We start from the raw sequence: 25,889 nt of genomic DNA on the forward strand, positions 1-25,889 counted from the left end.
CGAGGGGCGCCTCCCGCCGCGGGCGGCGTGGCGCCCCGGCGCCGTGACAAAGGGAGCGCGCGGCATGACGAAATCAAACCGGAGACTTGCTCAGGCACTGGGACCCGTATTGGCGCTGGGAATGCTCCTGTTTCTACGGCAGTTCTTCTTGCCGCCCGATCCGCCCTCGAAGGCGCCCGCGGATCCTGGCCCTGCCGCCGCCATCCCGAAAACGTCTCCGGGTAGCGCGGAGCGGTCGCCTGCCCCAGCGCCGCGGGGCTCTGGCGCGCCCGGCGCCGGCGAAGCGCTTTCGCTCGAAGCCGTCCTGGACGCGCTCCCGGCGAAACGCGCGGGCGGCGCGAGCATCACGGGTGTCGTGGTCGATAAGCGGGGAAAACCCTTGCCTGGTATGAAGGTTGTCGGCGCCGGGGATATGTTCGGTACCGACATCCCGCCCACGACGACCGAAGCGAATGGCGCATTCCACATCGCGGGGCTGGCACCGGGAGCATTCAAAATTATGGCGCTTCCCGCGGTGTCCGGTGGCCTGGGAATCGATTCGGGACTGCGCGAAGTCACCTTGGCGGAGGGGCAGCGGGTGACGGGCGTGCGGCTGGTGTATGAGGGGGCCAGCGAGCGCGCGGTTTCGGGGAGGGTGACGGATCGCCGCGGGCTTCCCATTTCCGGCGCCCGCGTGGAGGCCAACGATCCGACGTCGTCGATCATGTTTTCATCCCACACCGAGTCCGATGGCGACGGCTATTTCGTTCTTGAATCGCGCGAGGGCAAGCGCTTCTCGGCGTCGGTTTTCCACCCCGCGTATTCCACCGTTCATTTGCCACGCATCGAAGCAGGAACCAAAAATCTCAACGTTGTCATGGAAGGCCGGGGCGCTATCGTGGGACGTGTCGTGGAGGATCATACGGGCAACCCCGTCACCCGCTTCGAGGCAGGGGCCGGCGTGCGATTCTGGGACGCCACCCGTGGCGCCGAGAATCTTTTCGAAGATTCGGAGGGGCGCTTTGAACTGCCCTCCGTCGAAGCCGGCCTGGCGTATGTATACGTTCGCGCGGATGGATTCGCCCCGCTCCAAGTTCGGATTCCCCCGCTCCACAGCGACGAAACGAGGGATGTCGGCCTACTGCGGATGGCGCGCGGGGCGGCGCTTGATGGCGTCGTGGTGGACTGGACTGGAGTTCCGGTTTCCGGGGCCCTGGTAAGCGTCGGCGGCCCACAGTCCCACTCCCTGCAACCGGCAATGGTGCGCTCCAGTGAGGTCAATGGCAAGGCGTGCCACGCGATAACCGATGCCGAAGGGCGTTTTTCGTTGGAGTCACTTTCTCCGGTGCTCTCCGAGATTGTGGTGGAGCGCGCCGGCTACGCGCAAACGGTAAGCCCGCTGGCCCTGGCAACCGATCAGCGGACGGCGGTCCGGCTCGTCTTGACGGGATTCGCGGCGGTAGAAGGCGTGATACGGGCCAATGGGACGCCCGTTGCGCGCCAACACGTGAATATTGAATACGATCCGGCGAAGCCGCAGTTGTCCGGAAGAACCGACGAAAGTGGATATTATCATATTGAAGAGATTCCGGCGGGCGAGATCACGGTGCGCGCCGCAATCAATGCGGGTGGCGGCCGCCATTACGTGGAGGCCCGCGCGGAAACCGTGCCGGCGCACACCACGGTTGTGGACCTGGAGGCGCTGCATGGCGCGTCCGCGTTTACGGGAACCGTTTTTCGCGCGGGGGAAGGCGTCGCAAATCTCTCTGTCGCCGCCCGATCGCTCGCCGGTGATGAACAGGTGAGCGGGATGACGGCGGCCGGGGGAAAATTCCAAATCGGCGGGCTGCACGGTGGCGAGTACACGATCGTGGTGCTGGATCTCGCCTCGGGCGAACCCGAAGTCCTCGCTACACTTCAGGCGGCCGTTGACGAGGCGGAAACCGCGGTGCTGGATATCGATATCGACGTTCACGCCCCCGGCGCCGAGCCGGGATGGTAGGCGTCCCCAAAGCCGGAATGCAATGGGAACCGGGGTCTTTTCACAAGCGCAATGATCGCATGAAGTCTTGCGCTCCTCCCGCCACGGAATGTTCGCGATCCTTTGCGCCTGGCGGCGCGGTGGACAGCCGGGACGGCTATCCTACACTTGCGCCTTTCGGCGCTGAACACAGGCGGGACGCCCACCTCCGGCGCGTCATCGACCTGTGCCACTTTCCTTTCGGGGTGGTTTTGGCCGGGGGGCAGGGGAACGCCTGCCTCTTCCAATCCGGTTTTTCTTGTTTTTCCATCGCCGCCCTCTGCTACACTGCGCGCAGGAGGAGCAGAGCCCATGAAGCCGTCCACGCCTACCAACCCCGCTGTTTCCTGGTGGCAACCTGTACTCTTCGCCGCGATGGCGGGCGGCCTCGGCTGGGGGATACGTGGCCAATACGGCCACGAAACGGGCGCCATGATCGCCGGTGTCCTCGTGTCTCTTACTCTGGTGTTCCTTCTCTGTCCGGGGGTATCCACAATTCAGGCGATTCGGGCTGCGGCCCTGGGCACAATCGCCATGGGCGTCGGCGGCACGGAAACCTACGGCGTAACGCTGGGCCTGACGCACAATCCGGAGCTCGTGGGGAACTGGAGCGCGCTCCGCTGGGGGTTGCTGGGTTGCCTGGTCAAGGGCGCGCTTTGGATTGGTTTCGCGGGGCTCTTTTTCGGCATCGGCCTGGGCGGCAAACGATACCGCCCGCTCGAAATCCTGGGGCTGACGCTGGCCATGCTGGCGGTGTCCTTTGTGGGGTCGTGGCTCCTGAATTCGCCGTTCGACGTCGAAGAGCGCCGCCTGCCCGCCATACACTTCTCCAATCTCTGGCACTGGCTGCCGGAGTCCGATACGCGTCCCCGGCCGGAAGCCTGGGGCGGCCTGCTCTTCGCGCTGAGTCTCGCGCTGGCGTATGTCGCCCTCTGGAAAAAGGACACGCTCGCCCGCAATCTCGGCCTCTGGGGGCTTCTGGGCGGCGCGCTCGGATTCCCTATCGGACAGAGCCTCCAGGCCTATCACGCCTGGAATCCGGAGGTGTTTCAGCGCGGGATCTGGGTGCATCTCGATCCGCACATGAACTGGTGGAACACGATGGAGACCACCTTCGGCTGCATCATGGGCGCGGCCCTGGGGCTGGGCCTTTGGCTGAACCGGCGGCGGATTGACCTTGCGCCGGATCCCGAGGAACGCACGCTCCCGGCCGCTTTGGAGTGGGCGCTGCTCGGGGTGCACGCCGCCCTGCTCATTTATGTCCAGGCCGCTGGTGGTCGCTTCGCCGCCTTCTTCGACTCCGGCCTCGTCCTGATCGTCATTCCGCTATTTGTCGCGGTGCGCGGGCGGATTTGGCCGGTCTTCCAGATTCTGACCATCACCTTGCTGCCTATCACGATCAAGACGGTGCGCAACCTGGTGTACGAGGAAGCGGCCATCGGCCCCATCGCCGGCTGGATCCTCTACCTCGTGCTGCCGCTGGCCGCCGCCACCGCGCTCGCCGCGTGGTATCTGGCGCAGCCCCGCCGCACGGAGTCCAGCGGCGATTTCGTCGCCTGGGCGCTGCTGTTGAACCTGTGGCTCTACTTTGGCCTGAACTTCGCCTTCTTCCGCTATCCCTGGCCCTGGAGCGACTGGACCGGCCGCACGCCCAGCGGCATCGCGTTTACCGTGTTTGCCCTGAGCCTGACCGCGATGGTTTTGCTCCATCGCGATCGTGCGCAGTTGCTTCCCGCCTCCCGAAAATGACCCGTAACCGGTGCAAAAGGAGAATCCGCTCATGAAGAATCTGGTGTTGATTCTGTCGATCGTACTGGCGGCATTCGCACCCGCCCAGGATGCACTGCCCGATCTCGTGCACGGCGAAGTGCAGTTCGAAACCGGGCGCTACGGCGGCTGGCCGGCCAACGGCGGGATCTGGAATTGGGGCGACGAGATCGTAACCGTCTTCACCCTGGGGTACTACCGCGCGGACACCCGCGGCATGCATCCCATCGACCGGGAACGTCCCCGGGGCAAAATGCAGGCGCGCAGCACGGACGGCGGCGTGACCTGGTCCCTCGAAACGCCCACGTTCGTAACCAGCGATGGCGGCGACAAGCCGGTCTCCACGCTGGAAGCCGCGATGGATTTCAGCCACCCCGATTTCGCGCTGATGTTTATCACCGACAAGTTCGTCTATTCCACGGATCGTTGCAAGACGTGGCAGGGGCCCTTCGAACTCCCGAAATTCGGCCGCCCGGGCCTGCTCGCCCGCACGGACTACATCGTCAACGGACCGAAGGATCTCCTGGCCTTCATGGCCACGCAGAAGGACGATCAGGACGAGGGCTGGGTGGCGGCCATCCGCACGCGCGACGGTGGGCTCACCTGGACGCTCGAAGGCCTGGTGGGGGATCAGCCGAAGAAGGATGAATACTCGATCATGCCGTCGACGGTGCGCCTGAAGGACAACGCCCTGTTCTCCTGGATCCGGCATTGCCGCGTGCTGGGCGACGGCAGCGAGGTGCGCTTTGTGGACGCCTGGCGCTCGCCGGACGACGGCCAAACCTGGGAGCATCTGGCCCACCACCGGATCGACAATGCCGGCAACCCGCCGCATATGATCCGCCTGGCGGATGGCCGCCTGGCCGTGACCTACGGTGTGCGCAGCGAGCCGCTGGGCATTCGCGGCCGCATCAGCAGCGACGAAGGCGTCACCTGGGGCGACGAATTCATCATCCGCGGCGATGGCGGCGGTCGTGATCTGGGCTATCCCCGCACTGTACAGCGCGCGGACGGCAAGTGCGTGACGGTCTATTACTTCAACGACGGGAAACGCCCGGAACGCTTCATCGCCTATACGATCTGGACGCCGCCCGCGCCCTGAAAACACCGTTTTCACTAAACCACCAGCGAGGAAAGGAGTGAGAGTCATGCGATTGTTGCTTGTATCGGCCATCATCATGCTTGCCGGGGCCGCCGCGGCCCAGGAGCAGCTGCCCGGCGTGCAAAACGGGGAAGTGCAGTTCGGCGAGGGCCGCTTCGGCGGCTGGCCCGCCAATGGCGGCATCTGGAATTGGGGCGACGAGATTGTCACGGTCTTCACGCTCGGTTACTTCGACCCCGAAAGCCGATCGGGCCACCCCATCAAGCGCGACATGCCCTCGGGCAAGATGCAGGCGCGCAGCCTGGACGGCGGCGTCACCTGGACGCTTGAAACGCCGAGCTTCATCGTCAACGAAACCGAGGAGCGCCCACTGAGCAAGCTGGCCGAGCCCATGGACTTCAGCAATCCCGATTTCGCGCTGATGTTTCTCTATACCCGCTTCCTCTACTCCAACGATCGCTGCAAGACCTGGCACGGCCCCTTCGAACTGCCCACCTTCGGCCGTCCGGGGCTCCTCGCGCGCACGGACTACATCATAAACGGTCCCAGCGACGTGCTGGCGTTCATGGCCACGGAAAAGGACGACGGCAAGGAAGGCTGGCCCGCCGCCATCCGCACGCGCGACGGCGGCCTCACGTGGACCCTGGAAGGTATGGTCGGACATCAGCCCGCCGAGAATGAATACTCCATCATGCCGTCCACCCTGCGCCTGAAAAACGGCGCGCTGTACTCCTGGATACGCCACCGCCGTATCGTGGACGGCGACCGCATCTGGTTCATCGACGCCTGGCTCTCGCCCGACGACGGCAAGGCCTGGTACAAGCTGGACAATACTTTCACCAACAACGCCGGCAACCCGCCCCACATGCTCCGGCTCGCCGACGGGCGCCTGGCCGTGACCTACGGCCACCGCCTGCCCCCCTACGGCATCCGCGGGAAGATCAGCGGTGACGAAGGCCAGACCTGGGGCGAGGAGTTCATCATCCGAGCGGATGGCGGCGGCTGGGACATCGGCTACCCCCGCACCGTCCAGCGCCCCGACGGCAAATGCGTCACAGTCTACTACTTCCACGACGGCGAACGCCCCGAGCGCTTCATCGCCTACAGCATCTGGGCCCCGCCGGCGGAGTGAAAAGCGAGGCGTGCGACAATTTGGACGCCGCTATACGCGCCGGCGTCATGGCTCGCACTGTCACTTCGTCCCACGGATTCGTTGCGCGATTTCGAGCGGCTGGCGAAGTGTGTGCTAAGATCGGAATGCATCGCGGTGTCGCTCGCCGCGTGGCGATTATGCTGGCTCGGAAACGCGGGAAAAAACAGTGATCAATGAAACGGCGCTCAGAAAGCTGCTCGCGGAACTGGAGTCTGATCGCGTAGAGCGGACGATGTCAACGCGGGACACAGACAAATTCTGTGAGGCGATTTGCGCCTTCGCCAATGACATGGCGGGAACGCGATCGCCCGGCTACCTGATTCTTGGCGCAAGAGACAGCGATGGAGGCATCGTTGGCGTTGATGTATCGGACGACCTGCTAAAGCAACTCTCCAACTACGCCGATTCGGGGCAAATCGTGCCCTTCCCGGCCGTATCGGTCTGCAAAATGGCGCTGCCGGAAGGCGCGATCGCCATCGTGGAAGTCCTGCCATCCGACATGCCTCCTGTTCGCTATCGGGGCCGCGTTTGGATTCGGCGTGGCCCGCGGAAGGCCATTGCGAATGAACAGGAGGAGCGGATTCTCTCCGAACGTCGCGTGCACCACGCGAGAACCTTTGATCTGAGGCCCTGCGCCGGATGCGGCCCTGAAGATCTCGCGCTTGATCTCTTTCAACTCACCTACCGGAATATGGCTATCGCGCCCGATCTGATCGCCGAGAACAATCGCGACATGTTTCTTCAGATGGCCTCGCTTGGCTTCTGGAACTCGGATCAGGCGTGTGCGACCAATGCCGGCGCGCTCCTGTTCGCATTGGATCCGCTCAATTGGTTTCCCGGCGCCATAGTTCAATTCGTCCGTTTCGGCGGGCCGGATCCCAATTCCAATGTTTTGGACGAACGCCGCTTTGATGGCGATCTGATCAGTGTTCTTCGCGAGTTGGACAGCTTCCTCAAAGTGCTGTTTCCCTCGCGCCCCGAGTTTGAATCGCCGTTGAGGGAACGTAGCCGAACCCCGTACCCCGTGCTGGCGATCCGGGAGTTATTGCTCAACGCCATAATGCACCGCGACTACGCTTCAAACGCCCGGATCCGCTTCTACTGGTTCAGCGATCACATTGAGATACAGAATCCAGGCGGGCTCTATGGAAGCGTGACGCCGGAGACGTTTCCGCTTCAAAGCGACTACCGCAATCCGAAGATTGCTGAGGCGCTTAAGACACTGGGCTATGTCAACACCTTTGGAATGGGAATCGCCCGCGCCCAAAGGGCCTTGAACGAGAACGGCAATCCGCCCGCGGAGTTCGATATCAGCCAGAGCACCTTCTTTCTTGTAACCATCAAGGAGCGGGAGGGATGAGGACGATCGCGTTTTTCAACAATAAGGGCGGTGTGGGAAAAACGTCGCTCGTTTATCATGTCTCCAACATGTGTGCCGAACTAGGCGCGTGCGTGCTTGTTGCGGATCTCGATCCTCAGTCCAACCTTACGGCGATGTTTCTGGATGAACTGGAACTGGAAGAAATCTGGCCGGATGAAGGGGGGGGCGCGAGTGTTCTTGCCTGTATCAGGCCAATTATTGAGGGGCTGGGTGATATCGGTGACGCGCCGCTACGAAAAGTCGCTCCCGGGTTACATCTCCTGCCTGGTGATCTTGGTCTCTCCAGATTTGAGGATCGGCTTTCCGAAAGCTGGCCGAAATGCCTGGATGGCGACATCGCCGCATTTCGCGTTACCACGGCGTTTTACCGAATACTCCACGCCGCCGCGCGCGAGTCAGAGGCGGATATTGTGTTAATCGATATCGGCCCCAATCTCGGGGCGATCAATCGCTCCGCGTTGATTGCCGCGGACCACGTAGTAATGCCGCTTACTCCGGGGCTTTTCTCGCTGCAGGGACTGCGGAATCTCGGGCCTACCCTGCATGACTGGCGGGTAGGCTGGAAGAAGCGCCTGGAAGCCGTGCCCGACGCCTTGTCGATACCCATGCCTTCCGGAGCAATGCGGCCCGCCGGCTACGTTATCATGCAGCACGTGGAGCGCCGAAATCGCCCCGTGAAGGCGTATCAGCGGTGGATTTCACAGATACCGGGCGTTTACAGGTCCGAAGTTCTTCGTGACAAAACCTCGGTCGCGATCAGCGATCCCGACCCCAATTGTGTCGGGTATATCAAGAATTACCAGAGCCTGATGCCGCTCGCCGAGGACGCCCGCAAACCGATATTCCGCCTGACGCCCGCGGACGGCGCCATTGGAGCCCATGCGGCCGCGGTATCGAAGTGCTATCTCGATTTTGGGCGGCTGGCCCGCGATATCCTGGGCAAGTGTAGCGAGCATGCGCCCGACGAGAACCCGGCGGGGGCCGTATAGGCGCCCGAGTTGCTCGTTGTTTCCCCGACGCCTCTTACACCTGCGCTCCCAGCCATGCGTACTATGCTCGTAGAATCACGACATGACAAGAAAGGACTGGCGCAGACCCGTCAGGGCATACGCGCATAGGTGTTTTTTTTCAGTATTGCAGAATCAATAGATCCGTGCTACTGTCAAGGCTCTGAGGAAGCAACGCGGCGGGGCGCCGCGAAAAGGAGTGGCAGCATGGACCGGCGGCTTCTTACGGCGTGTGTGGCATCAACGCTTTTTCCTATGCTTTTCAATTCACCCGGGAGGGCGCAACCCCTGTCCGCTGACGAGGCCGCCCTCCTGGAAAACCTTATCGTGCAAAACGAGGCGACCGTCCAAAAGATTGAGTCGAGCCCGATCTTTGCGGAGTACACCTGGCGAACGACAATGACCCTGGGGCCTGCGCCCGGGCCGGACGGGGCGGATTTAAGCGGCCGGATGATTGCGGAAGGGCGCGCCCGATATTGGCGTCACGGCGCCTCGTTCTGTGAAGACAGGAATTTGAAGAATACGTGGCCCGACAAAGGCGAAGTTCAGGACGGCAGCAACATATTCCTGATCAATGACCGCTACGCTGTGGATTTTCGCAAGCAACTCAATGTGTTGCATCTCTACCACTTCGATGATCGAAACAATCTCTATCCAGCAGTAAGGACTCAGGTCGAGCTTTACCCAAATCCGAAGATTCTTGAATTCGGCGCCCTCTACAGTACGGGACGAACGCTCAAGGAAGCCTATGAGCAGCAGGTTGGCGGTGGGCAGTCTGGTTACCGCTGGACCCCCATCGAGTCCAACGTGGGCGGCAACCTACACTACAGAATAGTCAGCGAACGAACCGCCGGGGAGCACAATCGACTTCACCAGGAAACCTCGATAGATCCGCATAGTGGATTTCTCCTTTCCGAAACCCGTACGTATAACAAGAATGGCGAACCGTTCCACATTGTTCAGGCGCGATTTCAGCAGGTAGGGAACGCCATGTGGTTTCCCAGATCGGTCTCCCGAAATATAAGTCAGGGCCAGCATATAATGGACATTGAGGTCGAGAAGGTAACGTTGGGCGATCCCGAGATTCAGAAAATGATCACACTCGAAGCGTTGGATATCGACCGGGAATCCGTACTCATGGTCGAATATTCAAGCCGAGGAATGCAGCGAACCAAGAAAGGCTATCTGGACGGAAACTGGGTGCATTTTGACTTGCTGCCGCCGGAGCGAAGAGACGCGATCAACACCGCGCGACGCAACGCAGGCGGTGGGTAGCAAGGATTGAAGCTTCCAAGCGGAAGACGGTACGACCGACGAACCTCGCGACTCGGACAGTTGTTGGCAACGTGTTGAGAGTCACTACCGACGCAATCGGGTTCCTTGTCGCCACAAAGGGCCAGGGCGGAACCCTGGCTGGAAGAGCACCATGAGACGAGCAAGCGGAGTTCTGACGATATCCGTGCTGGTCATAGCGCTTATCGTCCTCATCGTTATCGTAACCCGTGAAAAACCCGCCACTCCGGCGGGCATAGCCGAGAGTGGGCCGCCAATATCGGGGGTTCCGCCAGTCCCCGCCGAGCAAACCGCCGAGGCGGTGGCAGATAGGACGCCAGCGGCGCCTGCCGTGCCGGAAGCGCACCCCGGCGCAATCGGTGGTCGCCTTTTTGACAAGGATGGTTCCCCCGGCGTCGGAATTGAGATTTCGGCGCAACTGTTGCCGCCGGACGGTTCCGCTTTCGCGAACGACGACCTGTCCCCGCCCGTGGTCGCCGAGCCCGATGAACGCGGCGCGTTCTATTTCGACAAGCTCCCTTTCGGCTCCTATGTCGTGCAGGCCCAGGCGGATGCTCAAATCGCCCGGGCTTCCTGCCGTCTCAGCCGCGAGGCCCCGGTGGCGGATGTCCTGCTCATCCTGCAAGGCGCGGAGGGAATCTCCGGGCGCGTTGTGGATAGCGCCGGTGCGGGTGTACCCGGCGCGGCGGTCTTTCCCTTGCTCCTGGACGGCCACGAGCGACAGTCGTCCGCGGTGCTGGCGGACGCAACCGTCGCGGACGGCCAGGGCAGCTTTGCCCTGCCCTGGCTCGAGTCCGGAACCTGGACTTTTCAGGCGCGGGCGCCAGGATTCGCCCCGACCATGTCCACGCCGATTGCCACGGGCACGCACGATGCGCTAATCCAGCTGGAGCCGGGCGTGCACGTAGCTGGCCGGACCGTTGACGGGGGCGAACGGGCCGCCGACGTGAAGGTGACCCTCGCCGCCGTGGGCATAAAGGCGCCTGCATTGGCGGTGACGTCGGATGCGGATGGCGCGTTCGCCTTTGAGGCCGTACCTCCCGGCGACTACATGCTCCGTGGAGAGAAGGCGGGGCGCGTAGTGAAGGACGCGCCAATCCAGATTGCTGTGGCGAATACGCCGCATGATGGCCTTATACTCGAACTGGTTGATGGCGGCGTGCTGCGCGGCCGCGTAAGCGACCGGGACAGCGGCGAGGGCATCTCGGGCGTTGTCGTAAGGGCCCTGCAGGAAGGGGGATCGCGCTTGAGACTCGTTTCCGCGCCTTCAGATGCCCAGGGGCGCTTCGAGGTTGCCGGCCTTGATCCCGGCGCCTACGAACTCGTGGTTGACGAGGCTCCCGGTTACTCCCGTTATGGAAGAAGTCAGAGTGCCGTCTATGTGACCATCGCCTCGGGAGAGACGCTGGAAGGGATCTTCATCGAGTTGTCACGGGGCGTTGTGATCTCGGGCCATGTTGTGGACGCCCAGGGCGAGCCCGTCGGGGGAGCGGATGTGCATGGGCGCGTAAGGGGTTGGCAGGACCGGCAGTCCACCGGGAAGGATGGGGCGTTTACGCTCAGCCGACTGAACGGCGGAGAGACCATTCGGGTGATGGCGAACACCACCAGTGCGAAGTCGAAGGAATACACTTTTGACATTCCCCAGGCGGGACTTTCCGGCGTGAAGTTGGTCCTCGAGCACGCCGCCGACGGCCTGATCGCCGGCGTGGTGGTCGACCGGCGCAGCCAACCCTTTCATGGCCGTGTTTCTCTCGCGTTGGCGGATGAAGGGAGCCACCGGACCACGAACCGCACCAACACGGACGCCGAAGGGCGCTTTCTCTTTGCCAGCGTGGCGGCGGGCGCCTACAAAATCGGGGCCCGCACGGAGAGCGGTATCGGGCGCGAACTGCTCCGCCTGACGATGAAGCCCGGCCATCAGGTTCGCGGTTTGCGCCTTGTCTTCGATGAAGAGGCGTCGCTCGAAATCTCCGGCAAGGTAACGAATGAATCTGGCGCGCCCGTTGCCGCCCTTCTCACATTGGACAGGCTGCACTATCCGGGGAGTTCCGCTCAGGCCACGGGAAGCACCGCGGTGGATGGAACGTTCCGTTTTCGAGGGCTGGACGAGGGCTTTTTCAGAATCACCGCATCCGCCCCGGGCTACGCCGGGGTCAAAGTCGACGATATACCATCGGGGACGCAGGACCTTTCCATCGTCCTGCCCGGCGGTTTACGCATCAGCGGGACCGTGGTATCCAGCGAGAATATTCCAATTACGGAATTTGAAGCGGCGGTCATTCACACGGGGGTCTCCGTCTACGCCACGGCATTCATCCAGTCGCCCTTCAAGCAATTCTCCAATCCCGAAGGGGCCTTCAGCCTGGAGGTGGATGAGGGACGTTACGATGTGATTGCGCGGGCTCCCGGATTCGCCATGGGTCGCGCCCGCGTCGGCGCGGTCGGCCCCGACGCCGAGGACGTGCTTGTGGTACTGGAAAAGCATCCGCCTGTTTCGGGCCGCGTGATCGACAGCGAAGGCCGCCCCGTGGTGGGCGCGGCTATCTTCCTGGGCGAGCTCCCCGGTGGAGCGGAGTACATAACGGACTTTGCCGCGGCCTACTCAGGAGCGGAGGGCCGGTTCGAAATCGGCGCGCCGGAGTTGGAGCGGGGATTGCATTTGAATGTATTCCACCGCACGGCGGGCGTCGGGGAAGTCTTTACCGCCGCTATTTCCTCGGAGCCACTCGAAATCCAACTCGCCCCCCGGGAAACAGCGTGGGAAGCCGATTCGACGGATACGGAAGGCGACGTGGGGAATTAAGATAGGTCGGTGCGTCCGTGGTAGCGCTTGTGTGCGCGGCCAGACATCCCGATCCGGACGTAGACGGGTCCGAAGTCCTTCGTGACAACGCTCCGGTCGCGATCAGCGAACCCGACCCCAATTGCGTCGGGTATACCAGGAATTACCAGAGCCAGATGCCGCTCGCCGAGGCGGCGGCGACCGTGCAGGCGCCCACATCGCGCGTTATTTCCCGGCGAGTTCACTCCGCCACGCGCTCGAAGCAAACCGCATCCGCGATCACCGCGCCCGTCGCCCCTTCCGCCAGGATCTCGACGTAGCCGTCCATACCTTCCGAGAACTCAAATTCGCCGATAGCGCGGCTCGTCTCCGGCGCCATCCAAACCGTCTCTTCTCCGTGCTTGTGCCGCACGCGCATTGCAAAACGCGATCCCGTCGGCGTGGCGGACGTGGGCGGGAACGGGGTGTCGCTGGCGAGCGAAACAGTGTAGCGGCCCGCCGCGAGATCGGGCGTGAAGCGGACGAACTCGCCCGGAGCATTTGCGCGCGCGACCAGATAGTCGCCGCGATAGCCCGGCGGCCAGTGCTCTGTGTAGTGGCGGTGAAACTGCGGGGCCACCCAGTACCAGGGCGTGGCCTCGCAGCCCGGATCGCGGTTGTCCACGATTACCTTCTCCTTCGGAAGGTCGCGCTGCGACGGCGTCTCCAGGCGAACGCTGAACACCTGCGGGGAGTTCAGCGCGCCGGGGCAGCCCACCGAGACGTCCGCGTGGTAAATGCCGAGCCGGTTGGGGAAGTCTTCCGCGCTCACCCCGATCTCCAGGCCCTCCGCGTGCGGCTGGACGGACAACCAGTCCATCCCTTCCCGGTAGCTGATGTGGATAACCGGCGCCGCCAGCGCACCGGCGCCTGCGTTTCGCACTTCGATCAACCGCGGCGCGGGGCGCGGCGAGGTCTCCGGGCGCGCCAGAAAGTGCAGGGTATGGGGCTCATGGCGTGGCGCGTGGCCATACACATCCATCGCGGGAACGGGGCGCGGGCGAAAGGCCAGTGAGTCCCGCGCGGCCAGAACCAGCGCCGGCCGGTCGATCGGCGCGCCGGAGGCATCCACGGTCACGTGCTGCGTCTGCGACGCCCACGCAACCCCGTCGAATACGGTCAGCGTCACCGGGTAGACGCCGGGGGCAGTGTAAACATAGCGGGGCTTCGCGTCGATAGCCGTCCCGCCGTCGCCAAAGGTCCAACGGTAGCGCAATCCATTGCCGGTTACGCCCGCCCGCGAAGCAGAGCCGTCAAACGGGACCGGGTTTCCTGTGACTGCCGGGGAAAGGGGGCGCATCGCCGCGCGAATTTCGCCCGAGCGCTCCTTGTTGAGCTCGAATATCTGCCAGAACAGAATCCAGGGATCCAGCAGCGCCTCCTCGTCTTCCGGACCGATCTTGAACGCAAAGTGCGAGTGCGCGTGGCTCCCCGTCAGGACCCCGGCGGCCTCGGCGTAGTGCGCGCCCTGTTTCAGCGGCGTGTGCTCGGGCACGTGCAACCGCACGATGTGGTGCGCCTGCAATACCCAGCGCTGCCCGTTCGCCCATTTGCGCACGCCCCGCCAGCGGTTGTTGTTGTGCCCCATCGCCAGCGCGTTGAAGTAGAACTGGGTATCGAAATCGATCGGAGCCCACAGCGGCGTGCCAATCGGCATGTTGACGTCGAGTCCCCCGTGCAGGTCCGCCCCCTGGTAGGGTCCCATCCAGACGTCGTTCGCGTTGTAGCTCTCCGCCGTGTCAATGTAGTTGTCCGCGTTCGGATACCACGCGCGCAGGGGCTGCGGGCACACCGGCAGGGTCATATCCTGCACCGCAAAGCGCGCATCCGTTCGCGGCATGCCGCCGCCGTGGTTATCGTTCAAGAACGCCTGAATATCCCGCACCCCATCGAACCAGATGCGTAACCCGTTTCCGATGTACGGCTCGTAGAGCGCTTCCTGTACCGGAACATAGCGGCGCATCTCCATGGATTGCCCGTCAATCCGGACGCGGCACGTCATTTCGTAGACCGTTTGCCCTTCGTGAAACGCCGTTCCCGTCTCGGGCAGGTTCGTAAGGAGAATGCGCGCGGATGTCGCCTCCAGCGCCAGCGTGCGGGTCTCGCCATTGCGCAGGGTGAACTGCAATTCGTCGCCCCGGTTCAACTCGACCGGAGTGAGGGTGTCCAGCGCGGCGCGCGCGAAGATTTCCGCCCCTGCGCCCCAGCCAATCGCGATCAACGCGGCCCCGGCAAAGACTCTGCAGAACAGGCTCGCGTGCATACCCGAATTCTCCCGATTAATCCGCGGAACCATGAAATCGACACACCAAACAGGGTATCACAAGGCATGCCGACCGATTGCGAGCCACGGCCAGCCCGACAGGGCAATCGCATTTAAACTTCCAACTCGAGCCGAGCGCCACATGAACCACCTTCAATGTCAAAAAAGGGCGCGTATTGGAGCGCTGGCATTTCGCCTGCGGCGAATCCCGGACATTGCCGGCACAGATGCCGGCGCTCCAAAACGCTCACTATCGTTGATTCAAGGTTCCAGATCGACTCAAGTTTACGCCCATATACCGAGATCGAGTTTAAATGCGATTGTCACAGCCAGCCCGATTACCCAGTACGCCGATCATTTTCGTGGCGCCTTGCCCGGGAAATGCTGCAACGGTCCGTTTCGCGCCCGCGCGCTATTCCCCGGGCAGTTTGGAGCGCAGCGAATACACATTTTCGTGAATCGGGGCCATCAGCGCCGTGAAATCGCCGTGCGGCGCGAATGCGGGATCGAGAATGCCCTTGTTCGAGTCGCCGGGTTCGTCCTGGTACTTGAAGTACTGCCAGCCCACGCAGTGCGGGGCCTCGAGCAGCGCCAGGGTGAAGTTCTGGTACCAGAGCCCCCGGTCGCGTTGCGTGGGGACAATCCAGCCCGCGCCGGGGCCGTTGTCCATGCCCGAATCCTGGCCCTTGACGTAGAACTCCGAGATCAGGAACGGCGTGTCCGGGGCCTGGGTTCGCCATCGTTCGAGGTGGGTGTCCGAGGGGCGCCACACGTTGTAGTAGTTGATCGCGATGACATCCAGATGGCGCCCCGCCGCCGCAATCACCTGGTCCGTGTGAATGCCGCTCCCGTGCAGCCGCGGGCCGAAGTTCAGGTGGTGCGGCGCGTGGCGGCGCAGCGCGGCCGCCGTGACCGCGAAGTAGCGATCCATGACGGCCCCGAGATAGTCGAGGTTGTCGTCTTCCGTGATGTCCGCCGCCGTCGCTTCGGGGCCACGCCGTTCCCGCAACCACTGCCACGCAAACTCCCAGTTGTGCCGCAGCGCGGGAGTCGCCTCGGGATCGATCGCCAGCGTGGCCGCCAGCGCGTCTTTCGGGACGGGAAGCTCATTGTCCGTAAAGTGTCCCAGGACGTGGAAATCCTGCGCCAGCGGCGCGATCTCCTTCTCGGCCAGTTCGTCGCAATGCGCCTCGAAATCGGGATGAAACACCGGGATCGCATTGTGCGCGTAACGCGCGTGGCCGTACCCGTGCGAGGTCAACCCCAGTTTCTTGCCGAAACTCTGCATAAAGTTGAAGGAGGTGGTATACGGCATCCGGCGCGTCACGGCATTGAGCGATCCCAGCGCCGACCATCGTCCGATGTTGTTGTAGCCCGCCTCCCGCAGCATCGAAACGGTGTCCGCCGCCCACGCCGCGGGTTCTTTCCACCGTTCCGCGTAGGCGCTTTTCGCCGGTTCCCGCGTCGGCGGGCGCACGGACGTCAGGCCGACGCTGTAAAACAGGAAGCCCTGCGGGTCCACCAGCCACCAGCGCCCGTCCACCCGCTCCACCCGGAAGAAGCCGGTCCCCTCGCCGATCCGGCGCGCTGCCCAGCCGCCCAGCCACGACCGCTCATCCGGCCCGGCGGGGCGCCAGTCCTGGCGTGAAGCGAGCGGTGTAATCGATGAACGATTCCAGTTGGCATCCGGCGTTCGTTTCCACAACAGACTGTCGGTTTCCGCGCAAACGTGTGGCGCAACCAGGCAGGCAACGGCGGCGGCAAGACATCGAAGGGAACAAAAAGGGTTCATGGAGCTCCTCGGTTGGGTTGTGCGGACGCGCCGGACGCCGCGCGGCGCAAACAACGCAACGCCATGATCGGCGTCCGTATGGTCCCACGCACTATAGGGCCCACCGGCCTCGCACGTCAAAAGACACACAAGACCCCAGCGGTTTGGGTATTCTGCGCGACGCTACGTGGGCCGCGAGTCCGCCGCGTGCGGAAAGGACTTCCAGCTTGTCACGCCACCGACCCGGGATCCCGCCAGGGCGCCCCCCCCCCCACGCCGCCCCGCGCCATCCCCGTAAAAACGCCTTGCGGCGGGCGCGTATGTCGCGTCCGCCGCGGGCATATCCTTCGGCTCGACAAAGGATAGGGGATGCTATCCGCAGGGCCCGGGTTAGCCCTTCGTGAGATCCCGGACGACCTGTATCGGTTCGCCCGGTTCCCGGTGAAGTACGAATCCGAGCTTCTGGCACACGTGAAGCATGGCGCGGTTCTCGGCCAGCACCGTACCCGTAATCCGGTCCAGGCCTTCGTTCTTTCCAATATCGACCAGCCGTTGAAGCAGTTCGGAGCCCACGCCATGGCCCTGGAAATGGTCGGAGACTACGAGCGCGAACTCGCCCTCGGCCTGCCGGTGATCCTTCACGAGGCGGCCTACCGCGATGACTTCCGTCTCGCCGCTCTCGGGATTCTTCCGCGTGGCGACCAGCGCGATCTGGCGATCGTAGTCGATAAAGCAGAGCCGGGTCAGGCGATCGTGGCTCACGCGCTGGTCCAGCGAAATGAGCCCCATGTACCGATAGTACACCGTATCGGAAGAGAGCGTCTTGTGGAAGGCCACCATCAGCGGCTCGTCTTCCGGCCGGATCGCGCGGATATGCAGCGTCTCCCCTTTCTTGGAGGACCAGTTGCCGGAGTACTCCCGGGGATACGGGCGGATCGCGGGCTTTGGCAAGTCGGCTTCGTCCGTTTCATTGCTATGCAGCAGGACCCGCGCATCCAGCGCCACCAGTCCCTCCGACGAGGCCAGGAGGGGGTTGATATCGATCTCTTTGATCCATGGCTGCTCCACCACCAGCTTGCTGAATCGGACCAGCAGCGCCTCGAGCTCGCGCAGGTTGACGGGCTTGCGGCCGCGCACGCCCTTGAGCGCCGTGTAGATCTTCGTTTGCTCCATCATGCGCCGGGCGAGCGTCGTGTTCAGCGGGGGCAGGCCCAGGGCGCTGTCCTTGAAGACTTCCACGAGCTGGCCGCCGCTTCCGAACAGCAGCACGGGGCCGAATTGCGGATCGATGCTGCTGCCGATGATGATTTCGTACCCCTCGATCTGAACCATCGGCTGCACCACCACGCCCTCGAAGTGCTCGGCGCCGGCCCGCTCCGTTACCGACGCCAGTATCGCGTCGTAGGCCGACTCGACGGACTTTGCGGATTTCAGGTTCAGCTGGACGCCGCCGACGTCCGTCTTGTGGGTAACCGTATTGGAGTACAGCTTGATCACCGCCGGGTAGCCCATTTCCTCCGCGAGCGCCACCGCCTCTTCCTTCGTCGTCGCGACCTTTGTGGGCACGATCGGAATGCCGTAGGCCGCGAGGATGTTTTTGGACTCGTATTCCGGGAGCGTGGTGTGTCCCGCGGCCCGCTGCGCGGCGATGATTTGCGCCGCCTTCTCGCGGCCCGCCACACCCGCCTCGTCCGGCGGCAGCACCGGCGTCTCGTACAGGCCGCGCAGGTTGTAGTTGTAACGCCACATCAGGTTGAAGACCTTGGCGGCGGCGTCCGGATAGTCAAACGACGGGATATCGTGCCTGTTCAGCACGTCCCGGCCGGCTTCGACTCCTTCGCCGCCCATCCAGCTCGCCAGCAACGGCTTGCCCGTCGCCATTTTCACCTTGGCGAGTTCTTCGGCCGTGCGCGTGGGATCGGTCATCGCCTGCGGCGTGAGCACCACCAGCATGCCGTCGCTGTTCGGGTCCTGCGCGGCGATTTCCAACGCCTTGGCGTAGCGCTCCGGCGCCGCGTCGCCCAGAATATCGATGGGGTTGTTGTGGCTCCACGCTGCCGGGAGGACCTCGTTGAGCCGGGCGATGGTCTCCTCGGATATCTCCGCCAACTCGCCACCGTCGCCAATTACCGCGTCCGTCGCCAGGACGCCCGGGCCGCCCGCATTGGTGAGAATCGCGAGGCGCGGGCCCTTCGGCCGGGGTTGCTTCTCCAGCACCTCCGCCATGTGAAACAGGTTTTCAATGCTGAACACGCGGGATACGCCGCTCCGGCGGAACGCCGCGGACAGCACGCCGTCGCTGCCGGCCAGCGATCCCGTGTGGGACGCGGCCGCCTGCGCGGCGGCTTCGGTCTGGCCCGCCTTGATCACGATGATCGGCTTGCTCAGCGCGACTTCGCGCGCCGCCGACAGAAATGAGCGCGCGTTCCCGATCGATTCCATGTATATCACGATGCTTTTTGTGTTCGGGTCGTCGCCCAGATAGTAGATCAGGTCGCCCCAGTCGATATCGAGCATGGAGCCGATAGACACGAAGGAACTAAAGCCAACATTCGCGCTTTCGCTCCAGTCCAGGATGGAGGTGCACAGCGCTCCGCTCTGGCTGATGAAGCCCACGCTACCGGGCTGCGCGATGGTCGTCGCGAAGGTGGCATTCATCCCGCGAATGGGGTTCATGACGCCCAGGCAGTTGGGCCCGATGATTCGCAGACGCCCTTTTCGCGCGGCCGCCATCACATCCGCCTCCAGCTTCACGCCGTTTTCGCCGATTTCCTTGAAGCCCGCGGAGATGATGATCGCGCCCTTCACCCCGGCGGCGACGCATTCGTCCACAATGCCCGGAATACTCGGGGCCGGCGTGACCAGAATGGCCAGATCCACGGGCTCGGGAATCTCGCCGACACTCGGGTAGGCCTTGATGCCCAGCACGTTCCGCCGCTTCGGGTTCACCGCATAGATCGTCGCCCCGAAGGGGTTGCTTATCAGGTTCCAGAGGATCGTGCGCCCCACGCTGCCCGGCTGTTCCGTTGCGCCGACAAGCGCCACCGTTTTCGGGTTGAAAATCGCATCAATCGATCCTACCGTCTTCGAGCTGGATATGTTCATACGTTTAGCTGCCTCTCCATCGCGTTCGATGCCAATTTACTACCGCTTACTACCGCGTTCCGTGGTTTTCCCGCCCTTCAGTCGCCGCGATGTATTTCGTATCCGGCGGGGCCAACAACATAGCAGAGCAAGTCCGGCGCCAGAACAACGCGTTCCCGCGCAACTCCGCTCCAGGGAGATACTACCGCGTGCTCCTTCGCAAACGGGATTTCTTGCCAACCCGCACGCGAATTGCGCTATACTGCGATCAACAACGCGCGCGGCCTGATCACGTCTGTACTGAGCATACCTGTTCAGGTTGCGCACATGCGAGAAACCAGTACATGCGACTCTACATCGTGCGCCATGGCGAAACCGATTACAATCGGGCGCGCATCATGCAAGGCTACCAGGAAATCCCCCTGAATGATCGTGGCATTGCGCAGGCAACCCAGCTTGCCCTGCGGCTGCGCGCGCTGGGCATTCAGCGCATCGTTTCCAGCGATCTCCGGCGCGCGGTCATGACGGGCTGCATTATCGCCTCCCATACCGGCGCCCCGATCGAATACGAACCGGGACTCCGCGAGCGAAATCCCGGCGACCTGGTGGAGCAGCCCTACGATGACGAACCGCGATTCTTCACCGACAAGGTGTACGTACCCCCCGGGGGAGAAAGCATCGCCGCTTTTTTCGCCCGGGTCAAGGCGGCCTTCGAGAAGATAGTCGAGAACGCGAAGTCTCCGGATGAATGCATCGCCGTCGTGACCCACGGGTTGGTCTGCCACGCGTTTGTGCTACAGTTTCTGGGAGAGACCAGGGAGGAGGCCGTTTCCTCGCGGAATGCTTCGGTGACGGCGGTGGAGTACCAGCGCGGCGTCTGGTGTATTGAACACCTGGACTGCATCGAACATCTGGCCCCCGGGGACGGCCCCGACGAGAGCGCGCGGCCGGGAGGGTAGTGCGGCGGCACAGTGGGATCGCGGAGAGCAATGGGACATGAAGCCGGAAGAGGCGGAAGAGCGGATCCGAGCCGTTATGGAAGGCGTGCGTGCGCACCGGCTGGAGTCGCACACGCTGAAGACCAAGCGTCTTAAGTTTCGCCTGCACGATGAAGAGTTTGAGGAAATTCGGGAAACCGCGAACGGCCTCGGGCTTACCGTATCCGAGTATTTTTGCGCATTGCACCGGTATGCGGTCGATCACCTCCGCCCGGATCCCAGCCAGGGCGAGTGGCTGCATCCCCATCCAGCGGGGCGCCGCAAACGCTTCGGGGGCCGGGAATAGCGGCGCGCGACGAAGCGTACAAGGGGGACAGGAGCGATCATGAGCAACGTCAGAGAATCTGGAGCCGCGCCCGAAGCGCGGGGGATGGCGGAATCGACCTTCCTGTCCCTCGGCCTCGGACTGCTTCTGGCCATCATCCTCGGCGCGGCAAACGTGTACCTGGGCCTCTTTGCCGGCATGACCGTGAGCGCCTCCATACCCGCCGCCGTCGTCAGTATGGCGATCCTGCGCGGGCTCTTTCGCCGTGGGACCATCCTGGAAAACAACATTTCCCAGACCGTGGCCTCCACCGGGGAGAGCCTTGCGGCCGGCGCCATCTTCACCCTGCCCGCCCTGATTCTCACTGGCGTCTGGACGCAATTTGATTACTGGCTCAGCACGGGCATCGTGCTTGCCGGCGGGCTGCTGGGCATCGTCTTCATGGTGCCGCTGCGGAAGGCCCTGATCGTCGACCGGAAGGATCTGCGCTACCCCGAGGGCGTCGCCTGCGCCGAGGTGCTCGCCGCGGGGCAGGAGATGGGCGGCGGGCTGCGCGCCATGGCGATCGGCGCGGGTCTGGGCGCGCTCTTCAAAGCCCTCTCGTCGGGCCTCGGCCTGATCCTGGAAACCGTCGAAGGCGCGGTAGCCCTCGGAGGGCGCGTGTTCTACGCCGGCGCCGCCATGAGCCCCGCGCTCGTCGCCGTAGGCTATATCGTTGGCTTGGGCGTCGCCTCGCAGATATTCCTGGGCGGCGTCATCGGCTGGGCGATCACCATCCCCGCCACGGGACCCTGGTTCGGGCCCGTGGAGGACCCCCCGCTCGACCACGCCAAGATGCTCTGGAGCACGCAGGTGCGCTACATGGGCGTCGGCGCGATGCTCGCGGGTGGGCTGTACTCCCTCTGGAGCGTGCGCGCGGGCCTGGTGGCCGGCGTCAAGAGCCTGCGCGCCGGCGGCGTGGAATCCGGCGCCGCCCGTACCGAGCGCAACATGGGGCTCGGCAGCCTCGCGGCGCTCTTGCTCTTCTCGGTCCTGCTGACCTTCGTGATTTACTACTTCCTGATCGATTCGCTGGCCCTCTCCGTCGCCGCCTTGCTCATAATGATCCCGGCCGCGTTTCTCTTCGCCGCCGTGGCCACCTACATCGTCGGTCTGGTCGGATCGTCGAATTCACCGGTATCGGGCATGACCATCTGCGCGCTGCTCGTCGCCGCCTTCGTGATCTGGCTCGACGGCGGCACGGGCCGCTCCGCCATCCTCGCCACGCTCGGCGTAGCCGGCGTGGTCTGTTGCGTGGCCTGCACCGCGGGCGACGTGGCGCAGGATCTGAAAACGGGCCAGCTCGTCGGCGCGACCCCGGCCCGCCAGCAGTGGGCGGAGGTGCTGGGGGTCATCATCCCGGCCTTTGTCATGGCGCCGGTGCTATCGCTGCTGCACGCGCGGTACGTCATCGGGGAAGGGCTTCTGGCGCCCCAGGCCACCCTCTTCGCCAGCCTCGCCCAGGGCTTTTTCGGCGATGGCGACCTGCCGTATCCGATGATCGCCGCCGGCGTCCTGATCGGCGTCGCCATCATCGCTGCCGATTGTGCGTTGGACCGGCGCGGCGCCCGCTTCCGCCTGCATGTCATGCCCGTCGCGGTTGGTATTTACCTGCCGCTGTACCTGGCCACCGCGATTGTCGCGGGCGGGCTGCTGCACTGGTGGTTGCACCGCAACCGCGCCGGGGAAGACCCCGTACACAATGCCGGTATCCTGTTCGGTTCAGGGCTGATTGCGGGCGAAGCGCTGATGGGCATCGGCCTGGCCGTACCCGTCGTCTTCGGGATTCACATCGCGGGGGGCGTGGCCCTTCCGGCGCCGCTTCAGGTCGTTCTCTCGCTCGCGCTATTCGCCGCCGTTGTCGCGGTGTACGGTCGGGTCGCGCGGCCCGGATCAACCGCCGGTTGATGCCCCCAGATCGATCTGTTTGCGCCCCGCCGGCCGCGCATCGCGCTTCATTTCCTCGATGAAGGCGTCCGCCGCCGCCTGGAGGCGATCCACGATGTCCGGATGCGCGCCAGACACATCGCGCTGCTCGCCGATATCCGACTCCAGGTTGAACAGCGCCAGCGGCGTTTCCTTCTGCACGTATGGCGCGGGCATGCCCCCGCTGCCCGGTTCCCCCTCAATGGAGCGATACACGTGGGGCAGGTGCAATTTCCACGGCCCCTGGCGGATCGCCTGGAACTCGCTTTGCACATAGAAGTACAGGAATTCGTGGGGGGATTCGGCCGTTTCGCCGCGCAGCACGGGCAAGATGTCCTTGCCGTCGATCGCGCGGTCCGCTGGCAGCGCCGCGCCCGCAATCGCCGCGAAGGTCGGGTAGAGGTCCATGGCCGTGACGGCCGTGTCCACCACCTGGCCCGCCGGAATCTGCCCCGGCCAGCGCACGATGCCCGGCACCCGGTGGCCGCCGTCCCACGTTGTCCCCTTCCCCTCGCGCAGGGGGCCCGCCGATCCCGCGTGGTCTCCGTAGCTCAGCCACGGCCCGTTGTCCGAGGTGAAAACGACCATAGTATTCTCGTCCAGGCCCAGTTCGTTCAACGTCGCAATGATCTGCCCGGCGGACCAGTCGATTTCCATGATGACATCGCCGAACAGGCCCCGCTCGGACTTGCCACGGAACTTCTCCGAGGCTCCCAGCGGCACATGCGGCATCGGGTGCGGGAGGTACACGAAGAAGGGGCGCTCCCGGTTGCGCCGGATGAAGTCCACGGCCTTCTCCGTGAAACGCGTCGTCAGCGTGTCCATGTCCGGATTCCACTCGACGACCTGGGTTCCGTTATACACGGGCAGGTCCGGGTAGCCTGTCGCCGTCGGGTGTTTCGGCCACATGTCGTTGGAGTATGGGATGCCGTAGTACTCGTCGAAGCCCTGGTTCAGCGGCATAAACTCCGGAATGTCGCCGAGGTGCCATTTCCCGAAGCACGCCGTCGCGTAGCCTTCCGCCTTCAATACCTCCGCAAGCGTGACCTCGTTGGGATGGAGACCGTCCGCGCGGCCCCCATTCCGCTTGTGCGGCCCCAGCACGTTCGGAATACCGGCCCGGATCGGGTGCGAACCCGTCAGTAGCGCCGCCCGCGCCGGGCTGCATGCGTTGGCCATACTGTAGAAGCTCGTGAAGCGGATGCCCTCGTTCGCCATCTGGTCCAGGTGCGGCGTGTCAATTCCCTCGGCGCCATACAGCCCCAGATCCGCATACGCCAGGTCATCCGCGAAGATGACCACGAAGTTCGTTTTCGCCTCCGCCGCGGCGATGACCGCGCCGCCCAGCAGCAGCCCAATCGCGATCCATACCCGCATCCTATTCCTCCTCTCCCGATTCGTCCTCTTCCCACGCCTCGATCAGCAGGCTGTGGCCGAACTCCTTTGCTTCGTCGATAAATTCCCGGCTTTCGTCGCCCTCCGCCATCGCCTCCTCCGCCAGTTCGTAATAATTCAGCAAATCCCCGGGCGTCCAGCCCGCTTCCTTGATGTAGAAGCGCGCCAGCTCCTCCGCGCCCGCCGCCTCCACATAGTTGATCCACGCGGAGACATCCGCACAATCAAAATTGCTGTGTTCTTCGTTGTCGGCGTCCGGTGTTGCGGTAAAAGTGAATAGAAACATCGCAAAATACTCCTCTCTGGCCGGAGATCATGGTAACAAATGCCAGCCGCCCCACACGAGCGGCCCACCGGGAGATTGGGCACGATGCGCAATCCGCCCGCGGCGGACTTTCAGCCTCCTTTCCAACACCTTGCCATCGGTTTCGGCCACAAAACAAAGAGAGGCGGCCCGAAGGCCGCCTCCCGCAATTCGCCACACACCCGGGAATCAATATTCCTGAATGTGGATGTTCTTGAACGACAGATCCGTCTTCGGGTCGTGCCCCTGCAGGTGGATCGTGCCGGGGCCCGCCACGTAGCTGTTCTTGCCGTCGCTATCGTCCCGCGGCGGGCGGCTGTCGTAGAAGTCGCTCACGAGGTAACCGTTGATCCACACCGACGCGTGGTTGCCGTCGCACACGATCGTCTTCTGGAACCACTCGTAGTCGCTCGAAACGACCTTGCGGGCTTCCTGGTTGCCGTAGTTGCCGCCCGTGCCGAAGTCGTTCGGCTTGTTGCGGTCGCCGTCGACCCAGTCGTTGCGGACCTGCGACTCGTAGCCCTTCCAGTACACGCCCACCGGCCCGCGGAAGAACACGCCGCTGTTGAGCTGGTCGCCGTTCGAAAGGATGTCGAGCTGCAGCACGAAATCCTTATACACGCCCGCCGTCTCGATCTGGCCGCCGCCGTCCTTGATGTTCAGCGCGCCATCAATTACCTCGAACTTCGATTTCTTGTCCGGGATAATGTTCCAGCCGTCCAGGTTCTGGCCGTTGAAGATGCTCGTGAGCGCCAGGGGGCGCAGCTTCACATTGCGCACTTCCAGCTCGAATTCGTGCGCCCGGAAGCGGTGGTAGCGGTGGTACTGGATGATGATGTGGCCCTTGTCGCGGCTCGCCGAAACTTCCACCGGATTCCCGTCGATCGAGGCCTCGATCGCGCTCCCCAGCGCCTTCACGTGGATCGTGTGCCATTTGCCATCGTTCTTCTCGTCGCCGAAGTAGATCGTGGCGCCGCCGTTCTCGTCGGCGTGGCCTTCCAGGCCCGCGCGCACCGCCAGGCCCATGGTCCCCGGCCCCTCCATCTTCACTTCCGCTGTCAGCTCGAAATCCTTGAACTGCGAGGTCGTCGCCACCCAGCCGCCGTTCCCCTCGTCCGCCTCCAGGACGCCCTCCTCCGCCTCCCATTCCACATCGCCGAACACGGTCCAGCCAAACAGGGTCTCCCCGTCGAACAGGTTAATCCAGTTGCCCTCGGCCACATCGGTCGCCCGGGCGCCCATCGGCGCGGCGGCAATCAGCCCGGCCAGGGCCAGCGTAAAGGCCATACGAGTCATGACAGTCTCCTCAAGGTTTATT

Annotated in this window: 17 protein-coding genes; 11 read left to right on the plus strand and 6 right to left on the minus strand. The window is 63.7% G+C overall.

Annotated features, from left to right (window positions below):
• Positions 1-121 precede the first annotated feature (121 nt).
• The 8 genes from KF886_22980 (at position 122) to KF886_23015 (ending at position 12,508) form a co-directional block, all read left to right on the plus strand.
• Entirely contained in the window at positions 122-1,981 is a 1,860-nt protein-coding gene (locus KF886_22980; GenBank protein MBX3180224.1) for a carboxypeptidase regulatory-like domain-containing protein, read from the plus strand.
• 330 nt (positions 1,982-2,311) lie between these two features.
• Positions 2,312-3,748 carry a hypothetical protein gene (locus KF886_22985; GenBank protein ID MBX3180225.1) on the plus strand — a complete coding sequence of 479 codons (1,437 nt, stop codon included), beginning with the start codon at positions 2,312-2,314 and terminating at the stop codon, positions 3,746-3,748.
• A gap of 31 nt (positions 3,749-3,779) precedes the next feature.
• Positions 3,780-4,868, plus strand: a complete 1,089-nt coding sequence (locus KF886_22990) for an exo-alpha-sialidase (GenBank protein MBX3180226.1) — start codon at positions 3,780-3,782, stop codon at positions 4,866-4,868.
• Between the two features lie 46 nt (positions 4,869-4,914).
• Positions 4,915-6,000 carry an exo-alpha-sialidase gene (locus KF886_22995; GenBank protein MBX3180227.1) on the plus strand — a complete coding sequence of 362 codons (1,086 nt, stop codon included), beginning with the start codon at positions 4,915-4,917 and terminating at the stop codon, positions 5,998-6,000.
• 187 nt (positions 6,001-6,187) lie between these two features.
• Positions 6,188-7,381, plus strand: coding sequence for a putative DNA binding domain-containing protein (locus tag KF886_23000; GenBank protein MBX3180228.1), 1,194 nt, complete (start codon positions 6,188-6,190; stop codon positions 7,379-7,381).
• Complete coding sequence (locus KF886_23005) at positions 7,378-8,391, plus strand: AAA family ATPase (GenBank protein MBX3180229.1); 1,014 nt, start codon at positions 7,378-7,380, stop codon at positions 8,389-8,391. Before KF886_23000 ends, KF886_23005 begins: the two co-directional genes overlap by 4 nt.
• Positions 8,392-8,736: 345 nt before the next feature.
• A complete protein-coding gene (locus KF886_23010) occupies positions 8,737-9,684 on the plus strand; it encodes a hypothetical protein (GenBank protein MBX3180230.1) in 948 nt (315 codons plus the stop codon).
• 151 nt (positions 9,685-9,835) lie between these two features.
• Positions 9,836-12,508: a carboxypeptidase regulatory-like domain-containing protein gene (locus KF886_23015; protein ID MBX3180231.1), complete on the plus strand. Its 2,673-nt coding sequence runs from the start codon at positions 9,836-9,838 to the stop codon at positions 12,506-12,508.
• A gap of 220 nt (positions 12,509-12,728) precedes the next feature.
• Here KF886_23015 and KF886_23020 read toward each other — a convergent pair whose 3' ends face one another.
• The 3 genes from KF886_23020 to KF886_23030 all read right to left on the minus strand — a co-directional run bounded on the left by KF886_23020 (position 12,729) and on the right by KF886_23030 (position 19,665).
• Positions 12,729-14,789 (minus strand): PKD domain-containing protein, encoded by a 2,061-nt coding sequence (locus KF886_23020; protein MBX3180232.1) that lies wholly within the window; start codon positions 14,787-14,789, stop codon positions 12,729-12,731.
• Between the two features lie 412 nt (positions 14,790-15,201).
• Positions 15,202-16,494: a hypothetical protein gene (locus KF886_23025; GenBank protein MBX3180233.1), complete on the minus strand. Its 1,293-nt coding sequence runs from the start codon at positions 16,492-16,494 to the stop codon at positions 15,202-15,204.
• 456 nt (positions 16,495-16,950) lie between these two features.
• Entirely contained in the window at positions 16,951-19,665 is a 2,715-nt protein-coding gene (locus KF886_23030) for a bifunctional acetate--CoA ligase family protein/GNAT family N-acetyltransferase (GenBank protein ID MBX3180234.1), read from the minus strand.
• A 323-nt stretch (positions 19,666-19,988) separates the two neighbouring features.
• On the opposite strand from KF886_23030, the gene KF886_23035 reads away from it, so the two are divergent.
• From KF886_23035 to KF886_23045, 3 genes are read left to right on the plus strand one after another with little or no spacing between them, the layout of a single operon-like run.
• Positions 19,989-20,603 (plus strand): histidine phosphatase family protein, encoded by a 615-nt coding sequence (locus KF886_23035; protein MBX3180235.1) that lies wholly within the window; start codon positions 19,989-19,991, stop codon positions 20,601-20,603.
• Positions 20,604-20,640: 37 nt separating this feature from the next.
• Positions 20,641-20,928: a hypothetical protein gene (locus KF886_23040; protein ID MBX3180236.1), complete on the plus strand. Its 288-nt coding sequence runs from the start codon at positions 20,641-20,643 to the stop codon at positions 20,926-20,928.
• A gap of 39 nt (positions 20,929-20,967) precedes the next feature.
• Positions 20,968-22,854, plus strand: a complete 1,887-nt coding sequence (locus KF886_23045; protein MBX3180237.1) for an oligopeptide transporter, OPT family — start codon at positions 20,968-20,970, stop codon at positions 22,852-22,854.
• On the opposite strand, the gene KF886_23050 is transcribed toward KF886_23045, so the two are convergent.
• The 3 genes from KF886_23050 to KF886_23060 all read right to left on the minus strand — a co-directional run bounded on the left by KF886_23050 (position 22,840) and on the right by KF886_23060 (position 25,867).
• Positions 22,840-24,249: a sulfatase gene (locus tag KF886_23050; GenBank protein MBX3180238.1), complete on the minus strand. Its 1,410-nt coding sequence runs from the start codon at positions 24,247-24,249 to the stop codon at positions 22,840-22,842. The genes KF886_23045 and KF886_23050 overlap by 15 nt on opposite strands.
• A gap of 1 nt (position 24,250) precedes the next feature.
• Positions 24,251-24,553 carry a hypothetical protein gene (locus KF886_23055; GenBank protein ID MBX3180239.1) on the minus strand — a complete coding sequence of 101 codons (303 nt, stop codon included), beginning with the start codon at positions 24,551-24,553 and terminating at the stop codon, positions 24,251-24,253.
• 207 nt (positions 24,554-24,760) lie between these two features.
• Positions 24,761-25,867, minus strand: coding sequence for a DUF1080 domain-containing protein (locus tag KF886_23060; protein ID MBX3180240.1), 1,107 nt, complete (start codon positions 25,865-25,867; stop codon positions 24,761-24,763).
• Positions 25,868-25,889 lie beyond the last annotated feature (22 nt).

The organism is Candidatus Hydrogenedentota bacterium, from assembly GCA_019637335.1.
GTDB lineage: Bacteria > Hydrogenedentota > Hydrogenedentia > Hydrogenedentales > JAEUWI01 > JAEUWI01.

What these genes read in the sequence shown, in the direction of transcription:
- KF886_23055 (MBX3180239.1), bottom strand. Translation starts at nt 24,553, where the DNA reads ATGTTTCTATTCACTTTTACCGCAACACCGGACGCCGACAACGAAGAA.
- KF886_23040 (MBX3180236.1), top strand. Translation starts at nt 20,641, where the DNA reads ATGAAGCCGGAAGAGGCGGAAGAGCGGATCCGAGCCGTTATGGAAGGC.
- KF886_23005 (MBX3180229.1), top strand. Translation starts at nt 7,378, where the DNA reads ATGAGGACGATCGCGTTTTTCAACAATAAGGGCGGTGTGGGAAAAACG.
- KF886_22985 (MBX3180225.1), top strand. Translation starts at nt 2,312, where the DNA reads ATGAAGCCGTCCACGCCTACCAACCCCGCTGTTTCCTGGTGGCAACCT.
- KF886_23050 (MBX3180238.1), bottom strand. Translation starts at nt 24,249, where the DNA reads ATGCGGGTATGGATCGCGATTGGGCTGCTGCTGGGCGGCGCGGTCATC.
- KF886_23020 (MBX3180232.1), bottom strand. Translation starts at nt 14,789, where the DNA reads ATGCACGCGAGCCTGTTCTGCAGAGTCTTTGCCGGGGCCGCGTTGATC.
- KF886_22995 (MBX3180227.1), top strand. Translation starts at nt 4,915, where the DNA reads ATGCGATTGTTGCTTGTATCGGCCATCATCATGCTTGCCGGGGCCGCC.
- KF886_22990 (MBX3180226.1), top strand. Translation starts at nt 3,780, where the DNA reads ATGAAGAATCTGGTGTTGATTCTGTCGATCGTACTGGCGGCATTCGCA.
- KF886_23015 (MBX3180231.1), top strand. Translation starts at nt 9,836, where the DNA reads ATGAGACGAGCAAGCGGAGTTCTGACGATATCCGTGCTGGTCATAGCG.
- KF886_23045 (MBX3180237.1), top strand. Translation starts at nt 20,968, where the DNA reads ATGAGCAACGTCAGAGAATCTGGAGCCGCGCCCGAAGCGCGGGGGATG.
- KF886_23060 (MBX3180240.1), bottom strand. Translation starts at nt 25,867, where the DNA reads ATGACTCGTATGGCCTTTACGCTGGCCCTGGCCGGGCTGATTGCCGCC.
- KF886_23030 (MBX3180234.1), bottom strand. Translation starts at nt 19,665, where the DNA reads ATGAACATATCCAGCTCGAAGACGGTAGGATCGATTGATGCGATTTTC.
- KF886_22980 (MBX3180224.1), top strand. Translation starts at nt 122, where the DNA reads ATGCTCCTGTTTCTACGGCAGTTCTTCTTGCCGCCCGATCCGCCCTCG.
- KF886_23035 (MBX3180235.1), top strand. Translation starts at nt 19,989, where the DNA reads ATGCGACTCTACATCGTGCGCCATGGCGAAACCGATTACAATCGGGCG.